We start from the raw sequence: 20,697 nt of genomic DNA on the forward strand, positions 1-20,697 counted from the left end.
ACTTTCATTCGAAAAAGCAAAAAAACCGAAGAAATTCAAAAAATAAGAAGAAAAAACCAATAATCAACACAAAAATAGTGGTTAATTTCATTAATTAGCGTAAATAATGAAATTATGCTCCGCACGAAAGGTATAGTCGCCGACAAAAAATTTAGCGCGGTGAATCGTAAACAAGCACGAAAAGATTATCTATTCGGTTAAATCGACTCAGAAAGAAGATTTGCACGAACATCCTGAGGCCTTGCTTTGCGCCAGCGGCAATAAAACCGTTGCGGCTAATGTCGCATAAAACGCGGCATCTCTATCAGATGAAATACGTATCATTCTTAATATCGTACGCATAGCGTATTAAAGGTAGGCTGAGTATTTTCAGACGCCGGATTGCCGATGCAAAAATGTGATCACTGACGGAATTTTTCGTCATCCGTTACGCTGACTCACCGGTTCGTTCACTATTTGTTCGCCTTATTGTCATCTGGCAGTCATATAAAACACCATTAATAGTGCCCAGTTTACTGACGAATCTGGACGCACTTATGAACAGTTCCCTGGCTGCGGTTGCAGAAACCGATTATCAACCGTTTACGCCGCCGTTTATCGACCGGCAGCGTAAGGTCCTGAGCGTACGCAACCTGAGCAAAGCCTGGCGCGCGCAGCAAACCGTACTGGATAGCATCAGTTTCGATCTGCATGCGGGCGAATTGGTTGGCGTGATCGGTCGCTCCGGCGCCGGAAAATCGACGCTTTTGCACGTCATTAACGGTACCCATCGCGCCAGCGGCGGCGAAATCCTCAGCTTCCCGGAAGGAGGGACGCCGCAGGACGTATCAAAGCTGTCCGGGCGGGCGATGAACGCCTGGCGTAGCCAGTGCGGTATGATTTTCCAGGATTTTTGCCTGGTTCCGCGTCTCGACGTGTTGACCAACGTGCTGCTGGGACGCCTGAGCCAAACCTCAACCCTGAAATCATTATTCAAAATCTTCCCCGACGCCGACCGCGCCCGCGCTATCTCCCTGCTGGAATGGATGAATATGCTGCCGCATGCGCTGCAGCGAGCGGAAAATCTCTCCGGCGGCCAGATGCAGCGCGTGGCCATTTGCCGGGCCCTGATGCAAAACCCGGGGATTTTGCTGGCCGATGAACCGGTCGCCTCTCTCGACCCGAAAAATACGCAGCGGATCATGAATGTCCTGCGCGAAATTAGCGAACAGGGCATCAGCGTGATGGTAAACCTGCATTCGGTGGAGCTGGTGCGAGAATACTGCACGCGGGTTATCGGCATAGCCAAAGGCAAGATTATTTTTGACGACCATCCCACGCAGCTGAATCAGGATATTCTGCATCGGCTGTATGGCGATGAAATTAGCCAATTGCATTAATTTCACTCACACGGGCAAAATAATGAAAAAGTACATCACTGGCGCTGTTCGTTTATCCGCAGCGGTTGCAGGCATTATGATGGCGTGGCAGGCAAGCGCTGCTGAACAACCGAAGGAATTAAACCTGGGTATCCTTGGCGGTCAGAACGCAACGCAGCAAATTGGCGACAACCAGTGCGTTAAGCAATTCCTTGATAAAGAGCTGAAGGTCGATACAAAATTACGTAACTCCTCCGACTATTCCGGCGTCATTCAGGGATTACTGGGTGGCAAAGTTGACGTGGTATTAAGTATGTCGCCGTCTTCTTACGCCTCCGTTTATATTAACAATCCGCAAGCGGTCGATATTGTTGGGATTGCCGTAGATGATAAAGACGGGTCCCGCGGCTACCACTCGGTGGTGATTGTCAAAGCGGACAGCCCGTATAAAAAGTTAGAGGATCTGAAGGGCAAAGCGTTTGGCTTCGCCGACCCGGATTCCACTTCCGGCTTTTTAATTCCTAACCACGCCTTTAAACAGCAGTTCGGCGGCACCGCGGATAATAAATATAATAACTTCTTCTCCAGCGTGACCTTCTCCGGCGGCCACGAGCAGGATATTCTCGGCGTGCTGAACGGTCAGTTTGCCGGTGCGGTGACCTGGACCTCCATGGTCGGTGACTATAATAGCGGCTACAGCGTCGGCGCCTTCAACCGCCTGATTCGCATGGATCACCCGGATTTGATGAAGCAAATCCGCATTATCTGGCAATCGCCGCTGATCCCGAACGGCCCGATCCTGGTCAGCAATTCCCTGCCTGCTGATTTTAAGGCCAAAGTCATTACCGCGATTAAAAAGCTGGATACCGAGGATCACGCCTGCTTTATTAAAGCGATGGGCGGCACGCAGCATATCGGCCCGGGCAGCGTGGCTGATTTTCAGCAGATTATTGATATGAAACGCGAACTGGTTAGCGCGCGTTAATCCCACCCTGACGCTGCCGCCCGGCGAGTGTCGCGGGGGGCAGCGACTCGTTGAAGACACAGCGACGCATGAATAACACCCACACCCAATTCGAACGCTACTATCAGCAGGTACGCTCGCGGCAAAAGCGCGATACCTTTAGCGGGTCCCTGCTGCTGCTGGTACTCTATTTTGCCGCCGGCAGCCTGGCCGAGTTTAATCTCCTTACCATCTGGCACTCGCTGCCCAATTTTCTCGATTACCTGTTTGAGACGTTGCCCACGCTGCACATCGCCGATCTGTTTGCCGATTCGCATACTAAGGGCTCTCTGGCTTACTGGGGCTATCGCCTGCCGATTCAGCTACCGCTTATCTGGGAAACGCTGCAGCTGGCGCTGGCGTCGACGCTGGTTGCGGTGGTGATTGCCACCCTGCTGGCGTTCGTTGCCGCTAATAATGCCTGGTCCCCTGCCCCGCTGCGTGTTGCCGTCCGCGTGCTGGTGGCTTTTCTGCGCACCATGCCGGAGCTGGCGTGGGCGGTGATTTTCGTGATGGCTTTTGGTATCGGCGCCATCCCCGGCTTCCTGGCATTAATGCTGCACACTATCGGCAGCCTGACCAAGCTGTTCTATGAAGCGGTAGAGAGCGCCCAGGATAAACCGGTGCGCGGCCTGGCCGCCTGCGGCGCGTCGCATCTGCAGCGTATCCGCTTTGCCCTGTGGCCGCAGGTCAAACCCATCTTCCTCTCATACGGCTTTATGCGCCTCGAAATTAACTTCCGCTCCTCAACCATCCTTGGGCTGGTGGGCGCGGGCGGCATCGGCCAGGAGCTGATGACCAATATCAAACTGGACCGTTACGATCAGGTCAGCATCACGCTGCTGCTGATTATTCTCGTGGTCTCGCTGCTGGATATGCTGTCCGGCCGCCTGCGGCAGTGGGTTCTGGAGGGGAAAAAATGAGACAGTGGCAAAATCAACCGGATATCGCCGCCAGCCGTCGCCGGCATCGGCATTTGTATCAGGCCCAGGGGCGCTATCTGCGCTATATCGGCCTGCTGACGCTGGCCTGCCTGCTCTACTATGTCTGGTTCTTTATGCAGTTCGGCATCAGCGGCGAGCAACTCGCCAGCGGACTGGAGCAAATCAGTCGCTATCTGCTGCGGATGTTCGTCTGGCACGACTTTTTTAACTGGCCGTTCCGCTATTACTTCACGCAAATCGCTATTACCCTGGCGATTGTTTTCGCCGGGACGCTTACCGCGACGGTTATCGCCCTGCTGCTCTCTTTCCTGGCGGCGCGCAACATTATGCGTGGCGTGATTCCGGGGACGATTGCCCTGCTGATGCGCCGGTTGTTCGACGTGCTGCGCGGTATCGATATGGCGATCTGGGGGCTGATTTTTGTCCGCGCGGTGGGGCTCGGGCCGCTGGCCGGGGTACTGGCGATAATCATGCAGGATACCGGGCTGCTGGGGCGTCTGTACGCTGAGGGGCACGAAGCGGTTGAGCGCTCGCCGGGACGCGGGCTGACGGCGGTAGGCGCGAACGGGTTACAGAAGCACCGTTTCAGCATTTTCACGCAATCTTTCCCCACTTTCCTGGCGCTGAGCCTGTATCAGATCGAATCGAATACCCGTTCCGCCGCGGTGCTCGGCTTTGTCGGCGCGGGAGGGATCGGCCTGATTTATGCGGAAAATATGCGTCTGTGGAACTGGGACGTGGTGATGTTTATTACCCTGCTGCTGGTGGCGGTGGTGATGGCGATGGATACGCTGTCCGCCTGGCTGCGCCGCCGCTATATTGGCGGCAGCGTGGTGCCGCTGTTTAAAGCGGATTAGTTTTTTCCGGATCGCGCTGCGCCTCCCCGGGGAAGTCTGATATCACAACATTCCCGGAGGCGGCGCTGCGCAGCTATCCGGGTTACCCAAACTGCACGAAAAAGTAGCCGGGTAAGGCGTTTACGCCGCCCCCCGGGGAAAATCACAGCCGCCACGTCAGTACCGGCCACTGATGCTGCGCATTCGCCGCCGTCAGCTGCGGACACGGGTTGACCAGCCGTACGCGATCGGCGCGCAGGCACAGCGGCAGATCGTTAATCGAATCGGTGTAGAAGGTCACCTCGCCCGAACAGGCGGGATGCGCCGCCAGCCACTGCTCAAGACGCACCACCTTCCCCTGCTGATAGCTCGGCGTACCGGCAATCACTCCGCTATAGCCGCCGTCCACCATCTCAACGTCAATGCCCAGCGCCTGCTCGATGCCCAGCTGCGCCGCGACTGCCTGTACCAGCAGGCTGACCGAGGCTGAGATCACCAGTATCTGCTCGCCCTTTGCCTGTAAAGTCCGAATCAGATCCCAGGCCTGCGGATAAACGCGCGGCATAATTTCTTCACGCACGCAGCGCGCCAGTAGCGCATCCACGTCCTGCTTTGCCACACCAACCAGCGGCGCCTGAATCAGAGCCACATAATCGGCGATATTCATCTCGCCGCGATCGTAATCGTCCATCAGCATCGCTTCCCGCGCCAGGTAATCGGCATCGTTTACCCAGCCTTCGCGCACCATAAAGCGGCTCCACAGCGTACTGCTATCGCCCTTAATCAACGTATTATCCAGATCGAAAATGGTCAGCGTTTTACCCATCGTTTATTTTCCTTTATCGGCCACAGCGCCTCGCGCGAGCATGCGCAAGTAAAATGACAGCAGAATGAACCGGGCATAACGAGTCTCCTCTTCTATGCCAGTTATAACTGTTACCCATGTATCCGGTCTAAAGTGTTACCCATGTTTCCGGTTCATACCCTACGCTTATCCGGGCGACTCTCGGATGGATGCGCAGCGCCGCGTCCCTCATTATCCCCGCACGCTCATCACCAGCAGTACGGCTATCAGCAATAGCGGATAAATTCTCACATGCCAGCGATCCGGTAAACGCGCCAGCCAGCGGGAGGCTATTTTTAATCCCAGCCAGCTTCCCGCCACCAACTGCGCCGCCGCCGATAGCCAGATGTTGCCGATAAACCCATTCGGTAACGCCACCGGCGACAGCCAGGCGAGCAATAGCCAGGTCAGCGTCGCCGTTGCCGCCAGCGGCAGCGTCAGCACGTTGGCCATCGCCGCTGCTTCGGACATCAGCACGCCGCGACGGCGCATCAGAGGAACGGTCATCACGCTTCCCCCCACGCCGAGAAAAGAGGCGATCAGGCCAATGATACCGCCTGTCGAAAGCTCATGTGGCACCGACGGCACCACCCGGCGGGATGGCGGAGTCATAAATCCGGCGCGAAGGTAGCAATCGGCAACGGTTGCCAGCAGGTAGATAACGAACAGCCAGCGGATCCACTCCCCGCTCACCTCAAGCGCCAGCAGCGCACCGGCGATGCCGCCAACGGCAATGCCGGTGAGCATGGCCCACAGACGACGCCAGCTCAGGGTGCCGGTACGCACGTGCCGCCAGGTCGCCAGCAGCGCGGAACAAAGCATAACCAGCGCCGAAGTGGCGACCGCGATTTGCATCGCCTGCTGTCCGACTGCGCTTTGCGCTCCCCACGCGCCGGTGACCAGTAAATAGAGCAGCGGGACGGTAACGAAACCGCCGCCGAAACCAAAGAGCCAGGTGGTCACGCCGGATAGTATGCCGCACAGAAAAAGCCAGTCGCTCATTCGAACTCCTCCACAAAAGGAGGTAACGATATAGAATAACCTCATGGCCGGCTTACGCTTTAAAGCCAATCTATTACGAATTTCAGCCAGGGCAACTTTTTATGCGCAACGTTGCGATTAATGACGTCGATCATCTGCCTCGCCGGGTGCTGGCGCTGGGCAGCGACTACCCGCCCAATACGCTGCTGGAGCGCCACAGCCACCGCCGGGCGCAGTTTCTGTACGCGATGAACGGGTTAATGAAGGTCGAAACGGATGACGGCCAGTGGCTGGTCCCGCCGTTCAGCGGAGTATGGATCCCGGCGACAAAACCGCATCGCGTCTGGATGCCCGGCGTCAGCACCCACAGCCTGTATATTGATGCGCAGGTCGCCCCGCGTGATAGCGAGCGCTGCGAAGTGTTACAGGTTTCTCCGCTGCTCCATCAGCTCCTGCTGGCCGCCTGCCAGCTACCGCTGCTGTATGAAGAGAGCGGGCGCGATGCCGCCCTGATTGCGCTCCTGCTCCATGAACTGGGCGCCGCCGCGCCGCTGCCGATGTTTACCCCGCTCCCGCAGAACAGCCATCTCGCGGCGCTATGCGGCGATTTTCAGCAACAGCCCAGTATCCGCAGCACGCCGCAGCAGTGGGCGCAAAAGCTGAGCAAAAGCGTACGCACCTTTAATCGTCTGTTTCGCCGGGAGACCGGGATGGCGTTTTGCAACTGGCGCCAGCAGGCGTGCCTGATGTACGCCATGACGGCGCTGCGTGAAGGGGATTCGATTACCGAAGTCGCGCTGAGTCTGGGCTATGAGTATCCGGCCGCCTTTACCGCGATGTTCCGCAAAGCGATGGGCTATTCGCCGATGGCCTTTATCCGCCAGATCAACGGCGGACCGGCAAACGCCAGTCCGCAATAATCGCGACTTACTCTGCTGCGCGATTCAGCCAGTCGAACATATTATCCACCGAAAGCTGCGCGGGCGCGCGCGTTGCTGGCTGCCCCGCTTTAAGCAGCAGCAACGTCGGCAGGCCGCGCACGCCGAGCGTGGTCGCCAGATCCTGATGCTGGTCGGCATCCAGATAGCGCGTATCCAGTTGAGCAATTCGCGAGCTGAGTTTCTCATGCGCCAGCAGTTGCCAGAGCTTGCGGCAGTGCACGCAGCGCTCCGCGCCTACGAACAGCAGCACGGGCCTTTTACTCTCCAGCTCGCTCGCCGCGCTTATCGGCGTGAACGCGCTTTCCGCGACGCGGAACAGCTTCGGACTGCGGCGCAGGGTATCGTTATCGGTTGCCACGCACAGCGCATCGGCGCTCTTACTGTACGGCTGTACGCCCGCCACCCGCACCACGCTTTGCGCCGGTCCCGCTGCCGCCGCACCGGGCTGGCGCAGGGTTCGTACATCGACCGCCGCAATCGGCGTCTCCTGCGGCTGCGCCAGCTGCGGGATCCAGGCGTAGGGAATGCGGTAGGCGCGATAGACCATATTGTTGTTCAGCGTCTTGCCCCAGAACGGCGAAAGATATTCCCAGACAATTTCGTGATCGCGGGTCACTTCAAAAATGCGCCCGTTCGATCCTTCGTTAATCAGGGTATTGCCGTTTTCCAGGCGCTGCATATTGCTGATGTACGGGCTGTAAAAGCGGTACGAATCGGTCGGCTGCGGCAAATCCGCTTCATAAGGCGAATAGCGCCATTCGATATCAAGGGTCAGCGGATTGATCTCCAGGATCCGGGAGTAATCGCGCCAGGCGTTTTTCACTCCGTCCGCCGATGCCGGATTCGGCGCGCCGTATCCGGCCCAGCCGCCGTTATCGAAAATCAGGATATTGCCCGCGCCCGGTAGCCCCTGCGGGATCATATGCGCATGATGCTGACCGATAATCCAGCCGATGTGTTTCAACTCCGGTTTGCTGTAGTCCGGGCCCAGCTTCCAGACGATCTTGCCGCTCTGTTTGTCGATAATGGCGATAATGTTGGATTCACGGGCGTCCCAGATAATGTTGTCAGGATGAAAACGCGCATCGCCAGCGTCATACCACTTATTCGGCCCCAGCGCCGACATCGAATTGATATGCATCCAGTCGCCCATTCCACCGCCGCTGGCGCGCATATTCGGATTGTTGTAGAGCGCGGTACGCGCCGCGTCGTCGAAACCCAGCTCATGGAAATGGTCGCTGCAGCGCCACTCCCACACCACGTTGCCCTGCCAGTCGACTTCAATAATGGTGTCGTCCAGCAGCAGCTTGTCGGAGATCGCTTCGTTCAGCAGGTTGGTATGGGCGAGGATCAGGGTATTGCCGCCATCCACCTGCGGCTCCAGCCCCGGCGCGTAATAGCCCACCGGATTGCCTGCCCGCTGATAGTCGTGATGAGCTCGCGCCATCCAGCGCGTTTCATTGCCGGGATCGCTCACCTGCTCATAGCGATCGAATTTCCAGGTCACATTGCCTTCCCAGTCCACCTGGATCAGATCGAGCATATCCTGCATGCCGTAGCGCGGATCGCGCTCGCCGCTGTGGCCAAGGATGGCGCCGCCGGGCAGGATTTTATTGGGAAATCCATGCAGTTCAGGCCATTCGCGTACCACGTGACCGTTCATATCCACCAGCACCGCGCCGTGTTCGGTGGCCTGGAAAAGGGTGTAGCCGCTCCAGGCGCGCTGCGGATCGTAGAGGGTGGCGCCGGTCGGGAAGACGGAGGGGTGTCCCATAAGTTGCTCCTTACATTAAAGAATCAGGCAGAAGTAATCAGATTGCGTATCTGGCGGCAGGCGGCGGTAAACGCGGCATCATCGCGCTGGCGCGGATGGGGCAGCGCCAGGCTTACCACTTCCCGTATCCGCCCCGGACGCGGCGAGAGCACAACGACCCGGTCGGCCAGGGCGACGGCTTCTTCCACATCGTGCGTCACCAGCAGCGTGGTGGTTCCCGCGCGCTGATGTATCTGTAAAAGTTCCTGCTGCAGGGTATGGCGCGTCAGGGCATCCAGCGCGCCGAAAGGCTCATCGAGCATCAGAATCTGCGGACGGGCCACCAGGCCGCGGGCAATGGCGACCCGCTGGGCCATACCGCCGGAGAGCTGCGCGGGCAGTGCGTTGGCGAATTCGCTGAGCTGCACGCGTTCCAGCATTTCCAGCGCCCGCTGGCGCTTATCCGCCCGGCTGAGCTTTTCATCCGCCAGACCGAGCATCACGTTGTCGAGCACCTTCAGCCACGGAAACAGGCGCGGCTCCTGAAATACGATGCCGCGCTCTTTGCCCACGCCGGTGACCGGCTCGCCGTTAATGCGAATTTCGCCCTGGGTCGCTGACTCCAGGCCTACCAGCATCCGCAGCAGCGTCGATTTACCGCAGCCGCTGCTGCCCACCAGCGCCACCAGTTCACCGGCGGCGATATCCAGGCTGAAATTCTGTAGCGCCGTTACCTGTTGCCAGGATTTACGCACGTGGCGAAAAGAGACCAGAGTTGAAGAGGTCATAGCTGCTCCTGTTGACGCCAGCGGGTGGCGCGCATTTCCAGTAAACGTCCGGCTTTATCCAGCGCCGCGCCGGTGATACCGACCAGCACCATGCCGCAGAGAATGGTGGGCATATCCAGCAGCTGCTGGGCGTTGATCATCAGGCTGCCGATGCCGACGCCGGAGGACATGAAATATTCCGCGCCGATATTGCCAAGCCAGGCGTAAATCAGCGCCAGCCGTAGACCGGCGAAGATCCCCTGCGCCGCGCCGGGAAGAATAACCCTGCGCAGGCGCGCTAATTCGCCCAGGCGCAGTACCCTGGCCACTTCATCGAGCTGCGGGTTACGCTGCAGCACGGCCTGCAGCGTGCTGAAGAACATCGGAAAGAACGACGCCAGCGCGATAAAGACGATTTTGCCGCCGTTATCGTTGCCCACCCATGCGGTCAGCAGCGGTAGCCAGGCAAACAGGGCGATATGGCGCAGCACGTTTAACGTGGGCGTGAAGATTTGCCCGGCGCGCGGGCGCAGCGCCAGCAGCAGTCCGCAGAGCAGGCCGCCCGTAATCCCCAGCGCGCCGCCGACAAAGGCCCGTCCGAGACTGGCCAACATCGCCGTAGTCAGCTCCCCGCTCAGGATGCCCTGAATAAAGCGCACCGCTACCGCCAGCGGCGAAGAGAACAAGGCTTCATCAATCCAGCCTGACTGGCTGGCCAGCTGCCACAGCGCCAGCAGAACTAACGGCAGCTGCAGCGCCCGCCAGCTGGCCTGCGGTTTCCACGCCAGGCGTCCGGCGGCAGGCTGCGGCCAGAACACCAGCCGGGAACAGGCCCGGTTCGCCGCCCACTCCATCAGCATGCCGCTCAGGCCAACCACCGCAATGGTGACGAAGACGATATCCAACTGAAACAGCTGACGACCCCAGACCATCAGGTAGCCAATACCTTCCGAAGAAGCCAGCAGTTCCACGACGATAAGCGACACCCAGGCCTGCGATAGCGCCAGACGCAGGCCGGTAAACCAACCCGGCAGGCTTGCCGGGATCACCAGCCAGCGCAGCCGCTGCCAGCGGGAAAAATTCATTACTCTTGCGGCTTCGCTCAGGGTCAACGGCACGCCGGCCACCGCCTGCTGCGTATTAATGGTCATCGGTACTACGGTGGTTTTGACGATCACCGCCAGCTTGAGGCCGTTATCGATCCCGAACAGCACCATAAACAGCGGGATCCAGCCGAGCGTCGGGATTTGCGCCAGCGCGTAAAACAGCGGTTCCACCCGCTGCGCGGCGGCCGGCACCAGGCCGAACAGCGCCCCGAGCAGCGTGCCTGCGATGGCGCCCAGCAGCAGGCCAAGCGCCAGATGCTGAAGGCTGAATCCCCACTGCGCCAGTAGATCGCCGCTCAGCAGCGACAGGGCGGTATCGGCAACCACCGACGGCGCGGGCAAAATTTGCTCCGGCATCCATCCCTCGCGCGCGGCGATGTACCACAGCAGCAGCAGTAACGCAGGCAGCAGCCACGGCCAGCCGTTAAGCCTGAACCCCGGCCTGCCGGGAGCATCCGTTCTTAAGATCATCTGCGACATTTCGGTCCACTTTTCAGTCAGTCATGTCGCTATCAAAACGTGCCTCACGCTTCGCCGCCATTGCGTAAGGCGAATAATCCCGATGCATCAAATGCATTTCAGCCTGGCGGGCACGCGGCTTCTGATTTAGCTTTTTTTCGGCAATGCTTGGCGAATAAAAGCATTTAACACGTTACCCGTCGGCTCTTTAGGGTGAGAAAAACTCAAGGGAGCAACACGTTATGATGAAAGCAATATTCAACCGCGCCTTGCTGGCGCTGGTCGCGGTCATCGGCCTGGCGTCCAGCGTCCAGGCCGAAACGCTACGCACTATCCGCATCGGCGTGCCGGACCAGAGCGCGGGCAGTAAACCCTTTATTGAGGGGCCGGTCGGCATGGCGTTTATCCGCCATCAGTTGGAAGAGGTGTTTAAGCCGCAGGGCGTGGAAGTGCAGTGGCAGTTTTTCAAAGGCGCCGGTCCGGCGGTAAATGAAGCGTTAGCCAACCGCCAGCTGGATTTTGTCTACCTCGGCGATCTGGCGGCGATTATCGGTAAGGCCAACGGGCTGCCGACGCGCCTGCTGCTGGGCAGCCGGGGTTCGGAATCTTACCTCGCGGTGACCAAAGCTTCCGGGATTAAAACCCTCGCCGATCTGAAAGGCAAACGGGTGGCGGTTTATCGCGGCACGGCGGACCAGCTGGCCTTTGACCGGGCGCTGCAAACCGTCGGCCTCAACGAGCGCAGCCTGCAGGTGATCAACCTCGACTGGAACGCCGGCAAAGCGGCGCTGGCGGCCGGTCGCGTCGATGCGGTGTGGGGCGGCGTTTCGCTGCTGGCGCTACGCGGCGATAAGATTGATGTGGTCGTCAAAAGCGGTGACTCCGGCCGCCAGAACACCACTCAGGCCGGGTTCCTCGGCACGCAGACGTTTATAGACGCCTGGCCGCAGGCGACCCAGCAGATCGTTAACGTGTTGGTGAAGAACGCCGCTGAAATCAGTGACCCCGCCAATCGCGACGCCTGGTCCGCCGAGATGGCGCAGCAGAGCCAGATCCCGCAGGCGCTGTTTCTCGAAGAGCTGCAGCCGCAGGATCTGAACTTTACCACCTCGCCGCGCATCGACCCGTTCCTGACCGCCAGCTTTAGCAGCAGCGTCGGGCAGGCTCACTCGGGCCGCCTGATCCGCAGCGCTTTCGACGTCAGCCAGTGGGTGGACGGCCAGTTTGTCGAGCGGGCGCTGAAAGCCCAGCAGCTGGAAAATCGCTGGCCGCAGTACGATGCCCAAGGCCAGGCGAAAAACGCCGGTTAACTCCCTTCCTCCTGGGCCAGCAGCTGCAGCTGATGCTGACGATCGGTATGGAGGATCATCTCTATCAGTTTCGCAACCAGCGGCGGCTGAGCCGCATGAACCGGAGAGATAATGGCAAACCGGGTCTGCATCAGCCGCCACTCTTCAGGCAGATCGCTGAGCTCCAGCTTAACCAGCCGATGGCTGTGCTGGCATAGCGCGAAGCCATCCTCGCTGGCGAAGCTAATCGCATTGGTTCGCGCCAGGGTCGAAAGCAGCGCGTAGATATGGTCGCACTGAATCGCCGGCGCGAAGTCCTGCTGCTGGCTGAGGGTCGCCAGCACTTTGCGCACGCCCGGCGGCAGATAGGGTGCCGCAAAGGGGTAACGCAGCATCGCCTGAATAGAGACCGGACCCTGTTTTGCCAGCGGATGCCCGGCATGGCAGACGAAAAAGCAGCGCTGCGGGCTGAGTGGCTGAACGCGCAGCTGCGGGTCGAGCTCTGCCTGCCAGCTGTCGGCGACGACAAAAGGATAGCTCTGGGAGGTGAGCGCCTGATGCAGAGCCAGCCAGTTATCAATCTGAAAGCGCACCTTCGCCTGCGGCAAAAGACGATGAAACTCGCCGATGGCAGCCGGAATCAGCCTCGCGGCGGGGGCCGGGCCGCAGCCAAAGGCGACCTCGCCGGTTTGCGCATCGTCCGCTTCGCGCAGCTGGCTGCTGAGCTCGACGTTAAGTTCCTGAAAACGGCGGGCGTAAGGCAGCAGCTTTTGCCCATGCAGAGTGAGCGTCGGTAGCTTGCTCTGCCGGTCAAATAAAGGATGCCCGACGCTCTGCTCCAGCGCCTGGATGCTGCGGCTGAATGCCGACTGCGACAGGCACACCGCCTCGGCCGCGCGATTAAAACTGCCGTACTCAACGAGCGCCACAAAGTTGCGCAGTTGGCGAAAATCCAGATGCATTAGCCCGCCCCACTCTCTCTCTTATTCCTCAAAAGTACTGGAGGGGAGCCTGGCGGCGCAATGGCGGGATGATGAGGATCTTTCACCTTGAAGTGAATCTGCCCGGTTGCGTCACACGCGAATATTTGTGAAATATTGTTTCACGGAGAAAAAATTTATTAATACGATAAGTTCAGGTTGGCGTTAAATAATGCGCGTTATTTTCACTGCACGATCCTGCCCCTATTAATTACGTAAGGTTTCGTAAATTTTGCGTTTGGTCATTCTGAGGCCGTAGCGAATCGGCTATAAAATATCACGGCCCGTTTTCAGTGACGAAAAACAATGATATGAAGCCCAGACTCTCTCACGCGCTACTGTTTGTTCCTTTTTTGCTTTTGGCAGGATGTTCATCCTCATCGAAACCGCATAAAACCGCCGCCCAGAGTAGTCACTCGACCATCGACGGAGGTTCAGACGATCTGATCCCGGTGATCGCCGCGCTGCACGATCAAATGCATACCTGGGAGGGAACGCCCTACGAATGGGGCGGGACGGAGCAAAGCGGCGTCGACTGCTCCGGGTTTGTCTGGCGCACGCTCAAAGATCGCTTCAACCTGCCGATGGAGCGCATTACGACGCGCGAGCTTCTGCATATGGGCGAGCGCGTAAGCCCGCGGCAGCTGCGGCCGGGAGATTTAGTCTTCTTCCGTATTAAAGGCGGCATGCACGTCGGTTTCTATGATACCGACCGTAATTTTCTTCATGCCTCCACCAGCCAGGGCGTGATGCGCTCTTCGCTGGATAATCCATACTGGCAATCGGTATTCTACCAGGCTCGCCGCCTGCCGAAGGAATATAACGCCCAGATAACCATGAATAACGATAATCTGCATCTGGCAAAAAATCGTTAATCACTCATAACAAAGCCGCCCTGTCACCACGGCGGCTTTGTTGTCTGTTAGCTGTTAACTTATCAGAACTGATAGGTCATACCGACAGCAACGATATCATCATCGTTGATGCCGAGCTTATTATCGCTCTTCAGCTGGTTAATTTTGTAATCCACAAAGGCATTCATATTTTTGTTGAAGTAATACGTCACGCCAACATCAATATAGTTGACCAGATCTTCGCTGCCTACTCCCTCAATATCCTTACCTTTTGACAGCACGTAGCCCAGGGACGGACGCAGTCCGAAATCGAACTGGTACTGCGCCACGGCTTCGAAGTTCTGCGCTTTATTGGCAAAACCGCCGCTGATTGGCGTCATTTTGCGGGTTTCTGAGTACATGGTCGCCAGGTAAATATTGTTGGCGTCATATTTCAGGCCGGTTGCCCAGGCTTCCGCTTTTTTACCCGTACCGCGAGACAGCAGGTTCTGGTCGTTCGTGCGATCGGAGCTGGTATAGGCCGCGCTGACGGCAAAGTCGCTGCCGCCGAAGTCGTAGCTTAGGGCGGTACCGAAACCGTCGCCGTTCTGTTTCTTCGCGTCGCGACCTTCGTTTTTGCCCTGATATTGCAGGGTCAGATTCAGGCCATCTACCACGCCGAAGAAATCGGTGTTGCGCCAGGTGGCCAGGCCGCTGGCGCGTTTGGTCATAAAGTTATCGGTCTGAGCGGAAGAGTCGCCGCCGAATTCCGGGAACATATCGGTCCAGGCTTCGACGTCGTACAGCGCGCCGAGGTTACGACCATAGTCGAATGAGCCGTAGTTTTTCACTTTCACCCCGGCGAACGCCAGACGCGTTTTCTGCGTGGAGTCGCTTTCGGTTTTGTTGCCGGAGAACTCCGATTCCCAACGGCCGTAGCCGGTCAGATCGTCGTTAATCTGCGTTTCACCTTTAATGCCGAAACGAACGTAAGTCTGATCGCCATCTTTGCTGTCATAGTCGCTCATATAGTGCATCGCTTTGACTTTGCCGTAGACGTCCAGTTTATTACCGTTTTTATTATAAACTTCTGCCGCCTGGGTAGCCGAAGAAGCAATAAGACCCATCATCATTAATGCCAGTGAGCTCTTTTTCATTATTCAGTCCTGGTAATTTATTTATACGCGCTAATCAATTCCGGGCGGAAGCCCTGTCAAAAACTGCAGGTTTTTTAACGCTCTAATATTAAAAATTTATGACAACATGGAACTTTTACTTAAAAAGAGTATTAAATTATTTCCGTCATGAATGTGTCATATTTTCTCGCCAGAATGCCCGATCCGCGCAATGAAGTGGTTCGTCCACCACGCCAGGTGTTGGCAAGCGGGCTCACTCCTGTTACAACATCAACTCGATATCGAAACTCCTTTTTGAACGGCAGAGAATCATGAGTGATAGCCAGACGCTGGTGGTAAAACTGGGCACCAGTGTTTTAACGGGCGGATCCCGCCGCCTGAACCGCGCCCATATCGTTGAATTAGTGCGTCAGTGCGCGCAGCTGCACGCGATGGGACATCGAATTGTGATCGTCACCTCCGGGGCGATAGCCGCCGGACGTGAGCACCTCGGCTACCCGGAACTGCCCGCGACCATTGCGTCGAAACAGCTGCTGGCAGCTGTCGGCCAGAGCCGTCTTATCCAGCTGTGGGAACAGCTTTTTTCTATTTATGGCATTCACGTTGGCCAGATGCTGCTGACCCGCGCCGATATGGAAGACCGCGAACGCTTCCTTAACGCCCGCGATACCCTGCGCGCGCTGCTGGATAACAATATCGTGCCGGTCATTAATGAAAATGACGCCGTGGCGACCGCTGAAATTAAAGTCGGCGATAACGATAATCTTTCGGCGCTGGCGGCAATTCTCGCGGGCGCCGATAAACTGCTGCTGCTGACCGATCAGCAGGGGCTGTTCACCGCCGACCCGCGCAACAACCCGCAGGCCGAGCTGATTAAAGACGTTTACGGCATTGATGACGCCCTGCGCGCTATCGCGGGCGATAGCGTGTCGGGTTTAGGTACCGGCGGTATGGGCACCAAGCTGCAGGCCGCCGACGTCGCCTGCCGCGCGGGTATTGATACGATCATTGCCGCCGGTAGCCGCCCTGGCGTGATTGGCGACGTGATGGAGGGGGTTTCCGTAGGCACCCGCTTCCACGCCCAGGAGTCGCCGCTGGAAAACCGCAAACGCTGGATTTTCGGCGCGCCGCCGGCGGGCGAAATTACCGTTGACGCCGGTGCGACCCAGGCAATTCTTGAACGCGGCAGTTCCCTGCTGCCGAAAGGGATTAAAACCATCACCGGCAACTTCTCGCGCGGCGAAGTGATCCGCATCCGCAGCCTTGAAGGCCGCGATATCGCCCACGGCGTCAGCCGCTATAACAGCGATGCGCTGCGCCGTATCGCCGGGCAGCACTCGCAGCAGATCGATGCCATTCTGGGCTATGAATATGGCCCGGTCGCCGTCCACCGTGACGACATGATTATCCGTTAAGGAGCTGAAAATGCTGGAACAAATGGGCATTGCTGCCAAAGCGGCCTCGTACAAACTCGCGCAGCTTTCAAGCCGCGAAAAAAACCAGGTGCTGGAAAAGATTGCCGACTATCTTGAAGCGCAGACCGACGCGATCCTGCGGGCTAACGCTGAGGATCTGGCGGAAGCGCGCGCTAACGGTTTGAGCGAGGCGCTGCTCGATCGCCTGGCGCTCAACCCGGCGCGCCTGAGCGGGATTGCTCACGATGTTCGTCAGGTCTGCAACCTGGCGGACCCGGTTGGTCAGGTGATCGACGGTGGCCTGCTGGACAGCGGCCTGCGCATTGAGCGCCGCCGCGTGCCGCTGGGCGTGGTCGGCGTGATTTACGAAGCGCGCCCGAACGTGACCGTCGACGTCGCCTCTCTGTGCCTGAAAACCGGCAACGCGGCGATTCTGCGCGGCGGCAAAGAGACCTGGCGCACCAATGCCGCCACGGTGAAAGTGATTCAGCAGGCGCTGCAGGAGTGCGGCTTACCGGCAGCCACCGTCCAGGCGATTGAGAGTCCGGATCGGGCGCTGGTCGGCGAGATGCTGAAGATGGATAAGTATATCGATATGCTGATCCCGCGCGGCGGCGCAGGTTTGCATAAGCTGTGCCGCGAACAGTCGACGATTCCGGTGATCACCGGCGGGATCGGCGTTTGCCATATTTATATCGACCACTCCGCTGACGTTGCCGAAGCGCTGAAAGTGATCGTTAACGCCAAAGTGCAGCGCCCGAGCGCCTGTAACTCGGTCGAAACGCTGCTGGTACATCAGGATATCGCCGAACGCTTCCTGCCCGCGCTGAGCAAGCAGATGGCGGAAAGCGGCGTCAGCCTGCACGCCGATGCGGCCTCCCTGCCCGCGCTGCAAAACGGCCCGGCCAGCGTAGAGCCGGTGAAAGCGGAGCAGTATGACAATGAGTACCTGTCGCTGGATCTGAACGTGAAGGTGGTGGCCGATCAGGATGAAGCGGTAGCGCATATTCGCGAGCACGGTACTCAGCATTCCGACGCCATCCTGACGCGCACCCTGGGCAACGCGAACCGCTTTATCAACGAGGTGGACTCCTCGGCAGTGTACGTCAACGCTTCTACCCGCTTTACCGACGGCGGCCAGTTCGGCCTCGGCGCGGAAGTGGCGGTCAGCACCCAGAAGCTGCACGCGCGCGGCCCGATGGGGCTGGAAGCCCTGACGACCTATAAGTGGATTGGTTTCGGCGACGATACCATTCGTGCTTAATGCGCATTGGGTGATGCAAAAGTAGCCGTTTGATTCACAAGGGCATTGACGCATCACCCACTTAGTTTTAACCTTCTAACCCGTGCTTACGCTCGTCAGCACGTCTTGCAGGGCCGATATAGCTCAGTTGGTAGAGCAGCGCATTCGTAATGCGAAGGTCGTAGGTTCGACTCCTATTATCGGCACTCACACAACAAAATCCATTAAAAACAATAACTTAAAGAGTGTTTCTCTTTCAAGTTACGATCTTCTTTTAAGGGATTCTATGACCAACAGTTGCCGCTATGGTTAACAGTGGCTATTCAGGGATGTTAGCACGTAGCGGCCTGTAGTTGTAAAGCTCGAACAGGTACAAAGCGTGAACAGTCTACACGAACCGCTATCAACTCGAAGCTAATGACGCTGCCAACGTCTCTAAACCATCCCGAAACAGATTGATCACACGCATTTAAGCCCGATGCCCCTCACTGAGGGATAAACAGGTTTATGGTGATATTGGTACTTGCACACCACATGCAAGCTCTATCAGAGTCTCGCTCACGCTCCGAAAGGTACACGAGCATCCTGATAAGGTGTGATCCCTCTGACAATCTGATGACGTCGCTACGCTCCGCTTGTTTCTGTATCACCAACGGGGCTTTATGGCTGCTATTGTTTAAACTTAAGAACATACTAGTCGGAGAAAAAAGATGAGCGTTACGTATAAAATCACTTACGAACACAGAGACGGTAACGAAACCAGATCGGAAGAAGTGTTACTTCAATCTGACAACGAACCAACACAAGATGAAATATACGATGCAGTAAGAAGAGATACTGCAAGACTTAGCTCCCCAAAACCAGGGACAACGGCGGTAGCTGGATTCTCTGTTATTGCTGTAGTGCCAGTTCCTTAACAAGCAAGGGGGCATTACGCCCCCTCGTATCATTCCTATAAATCCCGTAGCCATTAATGGATTTATACGACCTTAATTAATGAGTAAATACCATCTGGCTTAAGATAATCAATGATATCGAAGAAGGATATGAATAACTCCCACGGACCTAAGGCGTAGCAGTGGATTTCATATGGAGCAAAATGAAAAGTTAATCCTGATTCAGTAATGGTGAAAATATCCAGTTTACTATCCGTTATCCCTCTAATTAACCATTCCATATCAGATTCCTCAGGTTTTTCTCCCGTTCTTTCCCAAAATACACGGGGCGCATCCGATATAAGCCTTTCTTTAATTTTGTTAATAGCATCGTACCCTTTTTCATCAATGAAGAGATCATATAATGAAAATTTATAGGAATAATCACCGTCGGTTACTACGAAATTGCTAACATCGAAATGGCTATTCGGGTGAGCTGCGCCTGCACCATACCAATTGACACTATGGAGAATACTTAGGATATGGTTATTACAGTATGCAATGTAATATCCTTCAATATAGTCACTGGTATAAGTACTTTTACACTCTTCATTCCAACCAAAATTACTTGGCCAAGGTGAAGTTCTGTTATCGAAAACTAAGCGCGTGGCCCGACCTTTGAAATAGTTAGATATGATCTTTGCTGACTGAGGATGAGTTTGGTTAGAAACAATCGGATAGGTTATATCAATTTCATGTCCAGGTATGCTGTTATATTCTTCCTTAAATATTTCACTTGTGAATGTAAAATCACCGTACGTTACCCCTTTCGCAATTTCAATGTTTTGTTGAGTTGCAGCTAATGCTAACGATTTTTCTAACAACGCCCAGCCATCTTCACGTTTATAATCGATGTATTGAATTTTTGAAGATATGAATGTTGGGACAGGTGAATCATCAATAAGGATGGGTATAACAAATATGTCATCAGGTTTGTAATATTTTAATTTATCAATAGCCTCATTCATTTCACGCCTGATATAACCATTTTTTTGACAGCTAATTTTGCTAAGAATAATAATTATAACATTTGCACTGCTAAAGTTTTTTTGAATTTCGTTGTCCCAATTTACACCCGCAGGAATATCCCTTATATCCATCCAAGGACTATAACCATTGTTTTTTAATTTCTCATAAATTGACTCTGTAACCTTTTCATCTTCTTTTGCGTGAGCCAAAAATAATTTCATTCCTGATCTCCATTAGAGAATATTCGATATATTTTAACATCAGTGAGTGCAAAGTTTACATTCATTATATTGCAAGCTGGAGGGCGAGGGTAGCCTTTAAGATGTATTTAAATGATCTAAGTGCTATGTTCGCTTCCAGAGTTTCACCTCCTTCGGATTAACGCGCTCCGTAGCGTCACATCAGAAAAAAACTGATTATCGGCTGGTATTCCGTCTTCACTCCTCTGAGTCCTCCGTATCGAATGTTTTCGTATAGGGGCATTTCCCCTTAGTTAGGTAGGTGAATGTGTAGATACTGTTCTCATAGATGCAAAGAGTCTTACCGTTCTCCGTCTGTTCCTCCAGTGGATCCGTCATTGTGATTTTAGTTGCCATAGCCTGACCACTGAGAATCAATAGACCCAACAAAATTAGTTTTTTCATATCAACCCCCTCTCGCCTGTTCTAATTCATTTTACCACGGCTCTACGTCCGCTCTACTGAGCAGAAAAATATCACTATCGCTCAAAATTGCAGCAAAATTGAAATATCAGACTGACTCTTGATAGTCTCGAAAGGACTTCCTTGATGCCCTTGCCGGGGCGGTGAACCCGACGGCCAGAGTCATCATCGTTACCGATGCGGGCTTCCAGAATGCCTGGTTCCGGCATATCCGGTCGCTCGGATGGGATTTTATTGGCCGTG

General features: G+C 56.0%; 18 protein-coding genes, 1 tRNA gene and 1 pseudogene. 11 read left to right on the forward strand and 9 right to left on the reverse strand.

Features of this window, described 5'->3' with window-relative positions:
- Positions 1-536 precede the first annotated feature (536 nt).
- The 4 genes from phnC to phnE (ACSIPU_RS10990) all read left to right on the forward strand — a co-directional run bounded on the left by phnC (position 537) and on the right by phnE (ACSIPU_RS10990) (position 4,162).
- Positions 537-1,379: a phosphonate ABC transporter ATP-binding protein gene (gene phnC / locus ACSIPU_RS10975; protein WP_004099316.1), complete on the forward strand. Its 843-nt coding sequence runs from the start codon at positions 537-539 to the stop codon at positions 1,377-1,379.
- 22 nt (positions 1,380-1,401) lie between these two features.
- Positions 1,402-2,343, forward strand: a complete 942-nt coding sequence (gene phnD / locus ACSIPU_RS10980; protein ID WP_026056037.1) for a phosphonate ABC transporter substrate-binding protein — start codon at positions 1,402-1,404, stop codon at positions 2,341-2,343.
- Positions 2,344-2,411: 68 nt separating this feature from the next.
- Positions 2,412-3,284: a phosphonate ABC transporter, permease protein PhnE gene (gene phnE, locus ACSIPU_RS10985; protein ID WP_004099314.1), complete on the forward strand. Its 873-nt coding sequence runs from the start codon at positions 2,412-2,414 to the stop codon at positions 3,282-3,284.
- A complete protein-coding gene (gene phnE, locus ACSIPU_RS10990) occupies positions 3,281-4,162 on the forward strand; it encodes a phosphonate ABC transporter, permease protein PhnE (protein WP_064344820.1) in 882 nt (293 codons plus the stop codon). Before phnE (ACSIPU_RS10985) ends, phnE (ACSIPU_RS10990) begins: the two co-directional genes overlap by 4 nt.
- Before the next feature lie 142 nt (positions 4,163-4,304).
- Here phnE (ACSIPU_RS10990) and ACSIPU_RS10995 read toward each other — a convergent pair whose 3' ends face one another.
- Positions 4,305-4,967 carry an HAD family hydrolase gene (locus ACSIPU_RS10995; protein WP_017146543.1) on the reverse strand — a complete coding sequence of 221 codons (663 nt, stop codon included), beginning with the start codon at positions 4,965-4,967 and terminating at the stop codon, positions 4,305-4,307.
- 210 nt (positions 4,968-5,177) lie between these two features.
- The gene (locus tag ACSIPU_RS11000; RefSeq protein ID WP_196558242.1) at positions 5,178-5,987 is read right to left on the reverse strand and encodes a sulfite exporter TauE/SafE family protein; all 810 of its coding nucleotides are present in this window, start codon (positions 5,985-5,987) and stop codon (positions 5,178-5,180) included.
- Between the two features lie 101 nt (positions 5,988-6,088).
- Here ACSIPU_RS11000 and ACSIPU_RS11005 point away from each other — a divergent pair, with 101 nt between their 5' ends.
- Positions 6,089-6,886, forward strand: a complete 798-nt coding sequence (locus tag ACSIPU_RS11005; protein ID WP_196558245.1) for an AraC family transcriptional regulator — start codon at positions 6,089-6,091, stop codon at positions 6,884-6,886.
- Positions 6,887-6,893: 7 nt separating this feature from the next.
- Here the strand turns inward: ACSIPU_RS11005 and ACSIPU_RS11010 are convergent, their stop codons facing one another.
- Genes ACSIPU_RS11010 through ACSIPU_RS11020 form a run of 3 tightly spaced genes read right to left on the reverse strand, consistent with a single transcriptional unit; the run spans position 6,894 to position 11,013 of the window.
- Complete coding sequence (locus tag ACSIPU_RS11010; RefSeq protein ID WP_285160123.1) at positions 6,894-8,681, reverse strand: aryl-sulfate sulfotransferase; 1,788 nt, start codon at positions 8,679-8,681, stop codon at positions 6,894-6,896.
- Between the two features lie 23 nt (positions 8,682-8,704).
- Positions 8,705-9,448: an ABC transporter ATP-binding protein gene (locus ACSIPU_RS11015; RefSeq protein WP_017146544.1), complete on the reverse strand. Its 744-nt coding sequence runs from the start codon at positions 9,446-9,448 to the stop codon at positions 8,705-8,707.
- A complete protein-coding gene (locus ACSIPU_RS11020; protein WP_196558249.1) occupies positions 9,445-11,013 on the reverse strand; it encodes an ABC transporter permease in 1,569 nt (522 codons plus the stop codon). The genes ACSIPU_RS11015 and ACSIPU_RS11020 overlap by 4 nt, the downstream gene beginning before the upstream one ends.
- Before the next feature lie 221 nt (positions 11,014-11,234).
- On the opposite strand from ACSIPU_RS11020, the gene ACSIPU_RS11025 reads away from it, so the two are divergent.
- Positions 11,235-12,302, forward strand: coding sequence for an ABC transporter substrate-binding protein (locus tag ACSIPU_RS11025; RefSeq protein WP_196558250.1), 1,068 nt, complete (start codon positions 11,235-11,237; stop codon positions 12,300-12,302).
- On the opposite strand, the gene ACSIPU_RS11030 is transcribed toward ACSIPU_RS11025, so the two are convergent.
- Positions 12,299-13,243 (reverse strand): LysR family transcriptional regulator, encoded by a 945-nt coding sequence (locus ACSIPU_RS11030; RefSeq protein WP_163525389.1) that lies wholly within the window; start codon positions 13,241-13,243, stop codon positions 12,299-12,301. The two genes, ACSIPU_RS11025 and ACSIPU_RS11030, sit on opposite strands and share 4 nt — an antisense overlap.
- Positions 13,244-13,572: 329 nt before the next feature.
- Here ACSIPU_RS11030 and ACSIPU_RS11035 point away from each other — a divergent pair, with 329 nt between their 5' ends.
- Positions 13,573-14,136 (forward strand): C40 family peptidase, encoded by a 564-nt coding sequence (locus tag ACSIPU_RS11035; RefSeq protein ID WP_004099299.1) that lies wholly within the window; start codon positions 13,573-13,575, stop codon positions 14,134-14,136.
- A 62-nt stretch (positions 14,137-14,198) separates the two neighbouring features.
- Here the strand turns inward: ACSIPU_RS11035 and phoE are convergent, their stop codons facing one another.
- Positions 14,199-15,251: a phosphoporin PhoE gene (gene phoE, locus ACSIPU_RS11040; RefSeq protein WP_004099298.1), complete on the reverse strand. Its 1,053-nt coding sequence runs from the start codon at positions 15,249-15,251 to the stop codon at positions 14,199-14,201.
- Between the two features lie 290 nt (positions 15,252-15,541).
- Here phoE and proB point away from each other — a divergent pair, with 290 nt between their 5' ends.
- From proB to ACSIPU_RS11055, 3 genes are all read left to right on the forward strand, one after another.
- Positions 15,542-16,645, forward strand: coding sequence for a glutamate 5-kinase (proB, locus tag ACSIPU_RS11045; protein ID WP_004099297.1), 1,104 nt, complete (start codon positions 15,542-15,544; stop codon positions 16,643-16,645).
- A 10-nt stretch (positions 16,646-16,655) separates the two neighbouring features.
- Positions 16,656-17,909, forward strand: coding sequence for a glutamate-5-semialdehyde dehydrogenase (proA, locus tag ACSIPU_RS11050; protein ID WP_004099295.1), 1,254 nt, complete (start codon positions 16,656-16,658; stop codon positions 17,907-17,909).
- Between the two features lie 112 nt (positions 17,910-18,021).
- A tRNA-Thr gene (locus ACSIPU_RS11055) sits at positions 18,022-18,094 on the forward strand.
- A gap of 773 nt (positions 18,095-18,867) precedes the next feature.
- Here ACSIPU_RS11055 and ACSIPU_RS11060 read toward each other — a convergent pair.
- Both ACSIPU_RS11060 and ACSIPU_RS11065 read right to left on the reverse strand, forming a co-directional pair.
- Complete coding sequence (locus ACSIPU_RS11060; protein ID WP_196558258.1) at positions 18,868-20,013, reverse strand: TIR domain-containing protein; 1,146 nt, start codon at positions 20,011-20,013, stop codon at positions 18,868-18,870.
- Positions 20,014-20,229: 216 nt separating this feature from the next.
- On the reverse strand, positions 20,230-20,436 hold the full coding sequence (locus tag ACSIPU_RS11065; protein ID WP_224251591.1) for a hypothetical protein: 207 nt from the start codon (positions 20,434-20,436) through the stop codon (positions 20,230-20,232).
- Between the two features lie 137 nt (positions 20,437-20,573).
- On the opposite strand from ACSIPU_RS11065, the pseudogene ACSIPU_RS11070 reads away from it, so the two are divergent.
- A pseudogene (locus ACSIPU_RS11070) lies at positions 20,574-20,697 on the forward strand (IS4 family transposase); the annotation flags it as partial.

It is taken from the genome of Klebsiella sp. HN106 (genome assembly GCF_051209435.1).
In the GTDB taxonomy this organism is placed as follows: Bacteria; Pseudomonadota; Gammaproteobacteria; order Enterobacterales; family Enterobacteriaceae; genus Klebsiella; species Klebsiella oxytoca.

Coding starts and splice junctions, on each gene's coding strand:
- phnC (WP_004099316.1), top strand. CDS start 537: ATGAACAGTTCCCTGGCTGCGGTTGCAGAAACCGATTATCAACCGTTT.
- phnD (WP_026056037.1), top strand. CDS start 1,402: ATGAAAAAGTACATCACTGGCGCTGTTCGTTTATCCGCAGCGGTTGCA.
- phnE (WP_004099314.1), top strand. CDS start 2,412: ATGAATAACACCCACACCCAATTCGAACGCTACTATCAGCAGGTACGC.
- phnE (WP_064344820.1), top strand. CDS start 3,281: ATGAGACAGTGGCAAAATCAACCGGATATCGCCGCCAGCCGTCGCCGG.
- ACSIPU_RS10995 (WP_017146543.1), bottom strand. CDS start 4,967: ATGGGTAAAACGCTGACCATTTTCGATCTGGATAATACGTTGATTAAG.
- ACSIPU_RS11000 (WP_196558242.1), bottom strand. CDS start 5,987: ATGAGCGACTGGCTTTTTCTGTGCGGCATACTATCCGGCGTGACCACC.
- ACSIPU_RS11005 (WP_196558245.1), top strand. CDS start 6,089: ATGCGCAACGTTGCGATTAATGACGTCGATCATCTGCCTCGCCGGGTG.
- ACSIPU_RS11010 (WP_285160123.1), bottom strand. CDS start 8,681: ATGGGACACCCCTCCGTCTTCCCGACCGGCGCCACCCTCTACGATCCG.
- ACSIPU_RS11015 (WP_017146544.1), bottom strand. CDS start 9,448: ATGACCTCTTCAACTCTGGTCTCTTTTCGCCACGTGCGTAAATCCTGG.
- ACSIPU_RS11020 (WP_196558249.1), bottom strand. CDS start 11,013: ATGTCGCAGATGATCTTAAGAACGGATGCTCCCGGCAGGCCGGGGTTC.
- ACSIPU_RS11025 (WP_196558250.1), top strand. CDS start 11,235: ATGATGAAAGCAATATTCAACCGCGCCTTGCTGGCGCTGGTCGCGGTC.
- ACSIPU_RS11030 (WP_163525389.1), bottom strand. CDS start 13,243: ATGCATCTGGATTTTCGCCAACTGCGCAACTTTGTGGCGCTCGTTGAG.
- ACSIPU_RS11035 (WP_004099299.1), top strand. CDS start 13,573: ATGAAGCCCAGACTCTCTCACGCGCTACTGTTTGTTCCTTTTTTGCTT.
- phoE (WP_004099298.1), bottom strand. CDS start 15,251: ATGAAAAAGAGCTCACTGGCATTAATGATGATGGGTCTTATTGCTTCT.
- proB (WP_004099297.1), top strand. CDS start 15,542: ATGAGTGATAGCCAGACGCTGGTGGTAAAACTGGGCACCAGTGTTTTA.
- proA (WP_004099295.1), top strand. CDS start 16,656: ATGCTGGAACAAATGGGCATTGCTGCCAAAGCGGCCTCGTACAAACTC.
- ACSIPU_RS11060 (WP_196558258.1), bottom strand. CDS start 20,013: ATGAAATTATTTTTGGCTCACGCAAAAGAAGATGAAAAGGTTACAGAG.
- ACSIPU_RS11065 (WP_224251591.1), bottom strand. CDS start 20,436: ATGAAAAAACTAATTTTGTTGGGTCTATTGATTCTCAGTGGTCAGGCT.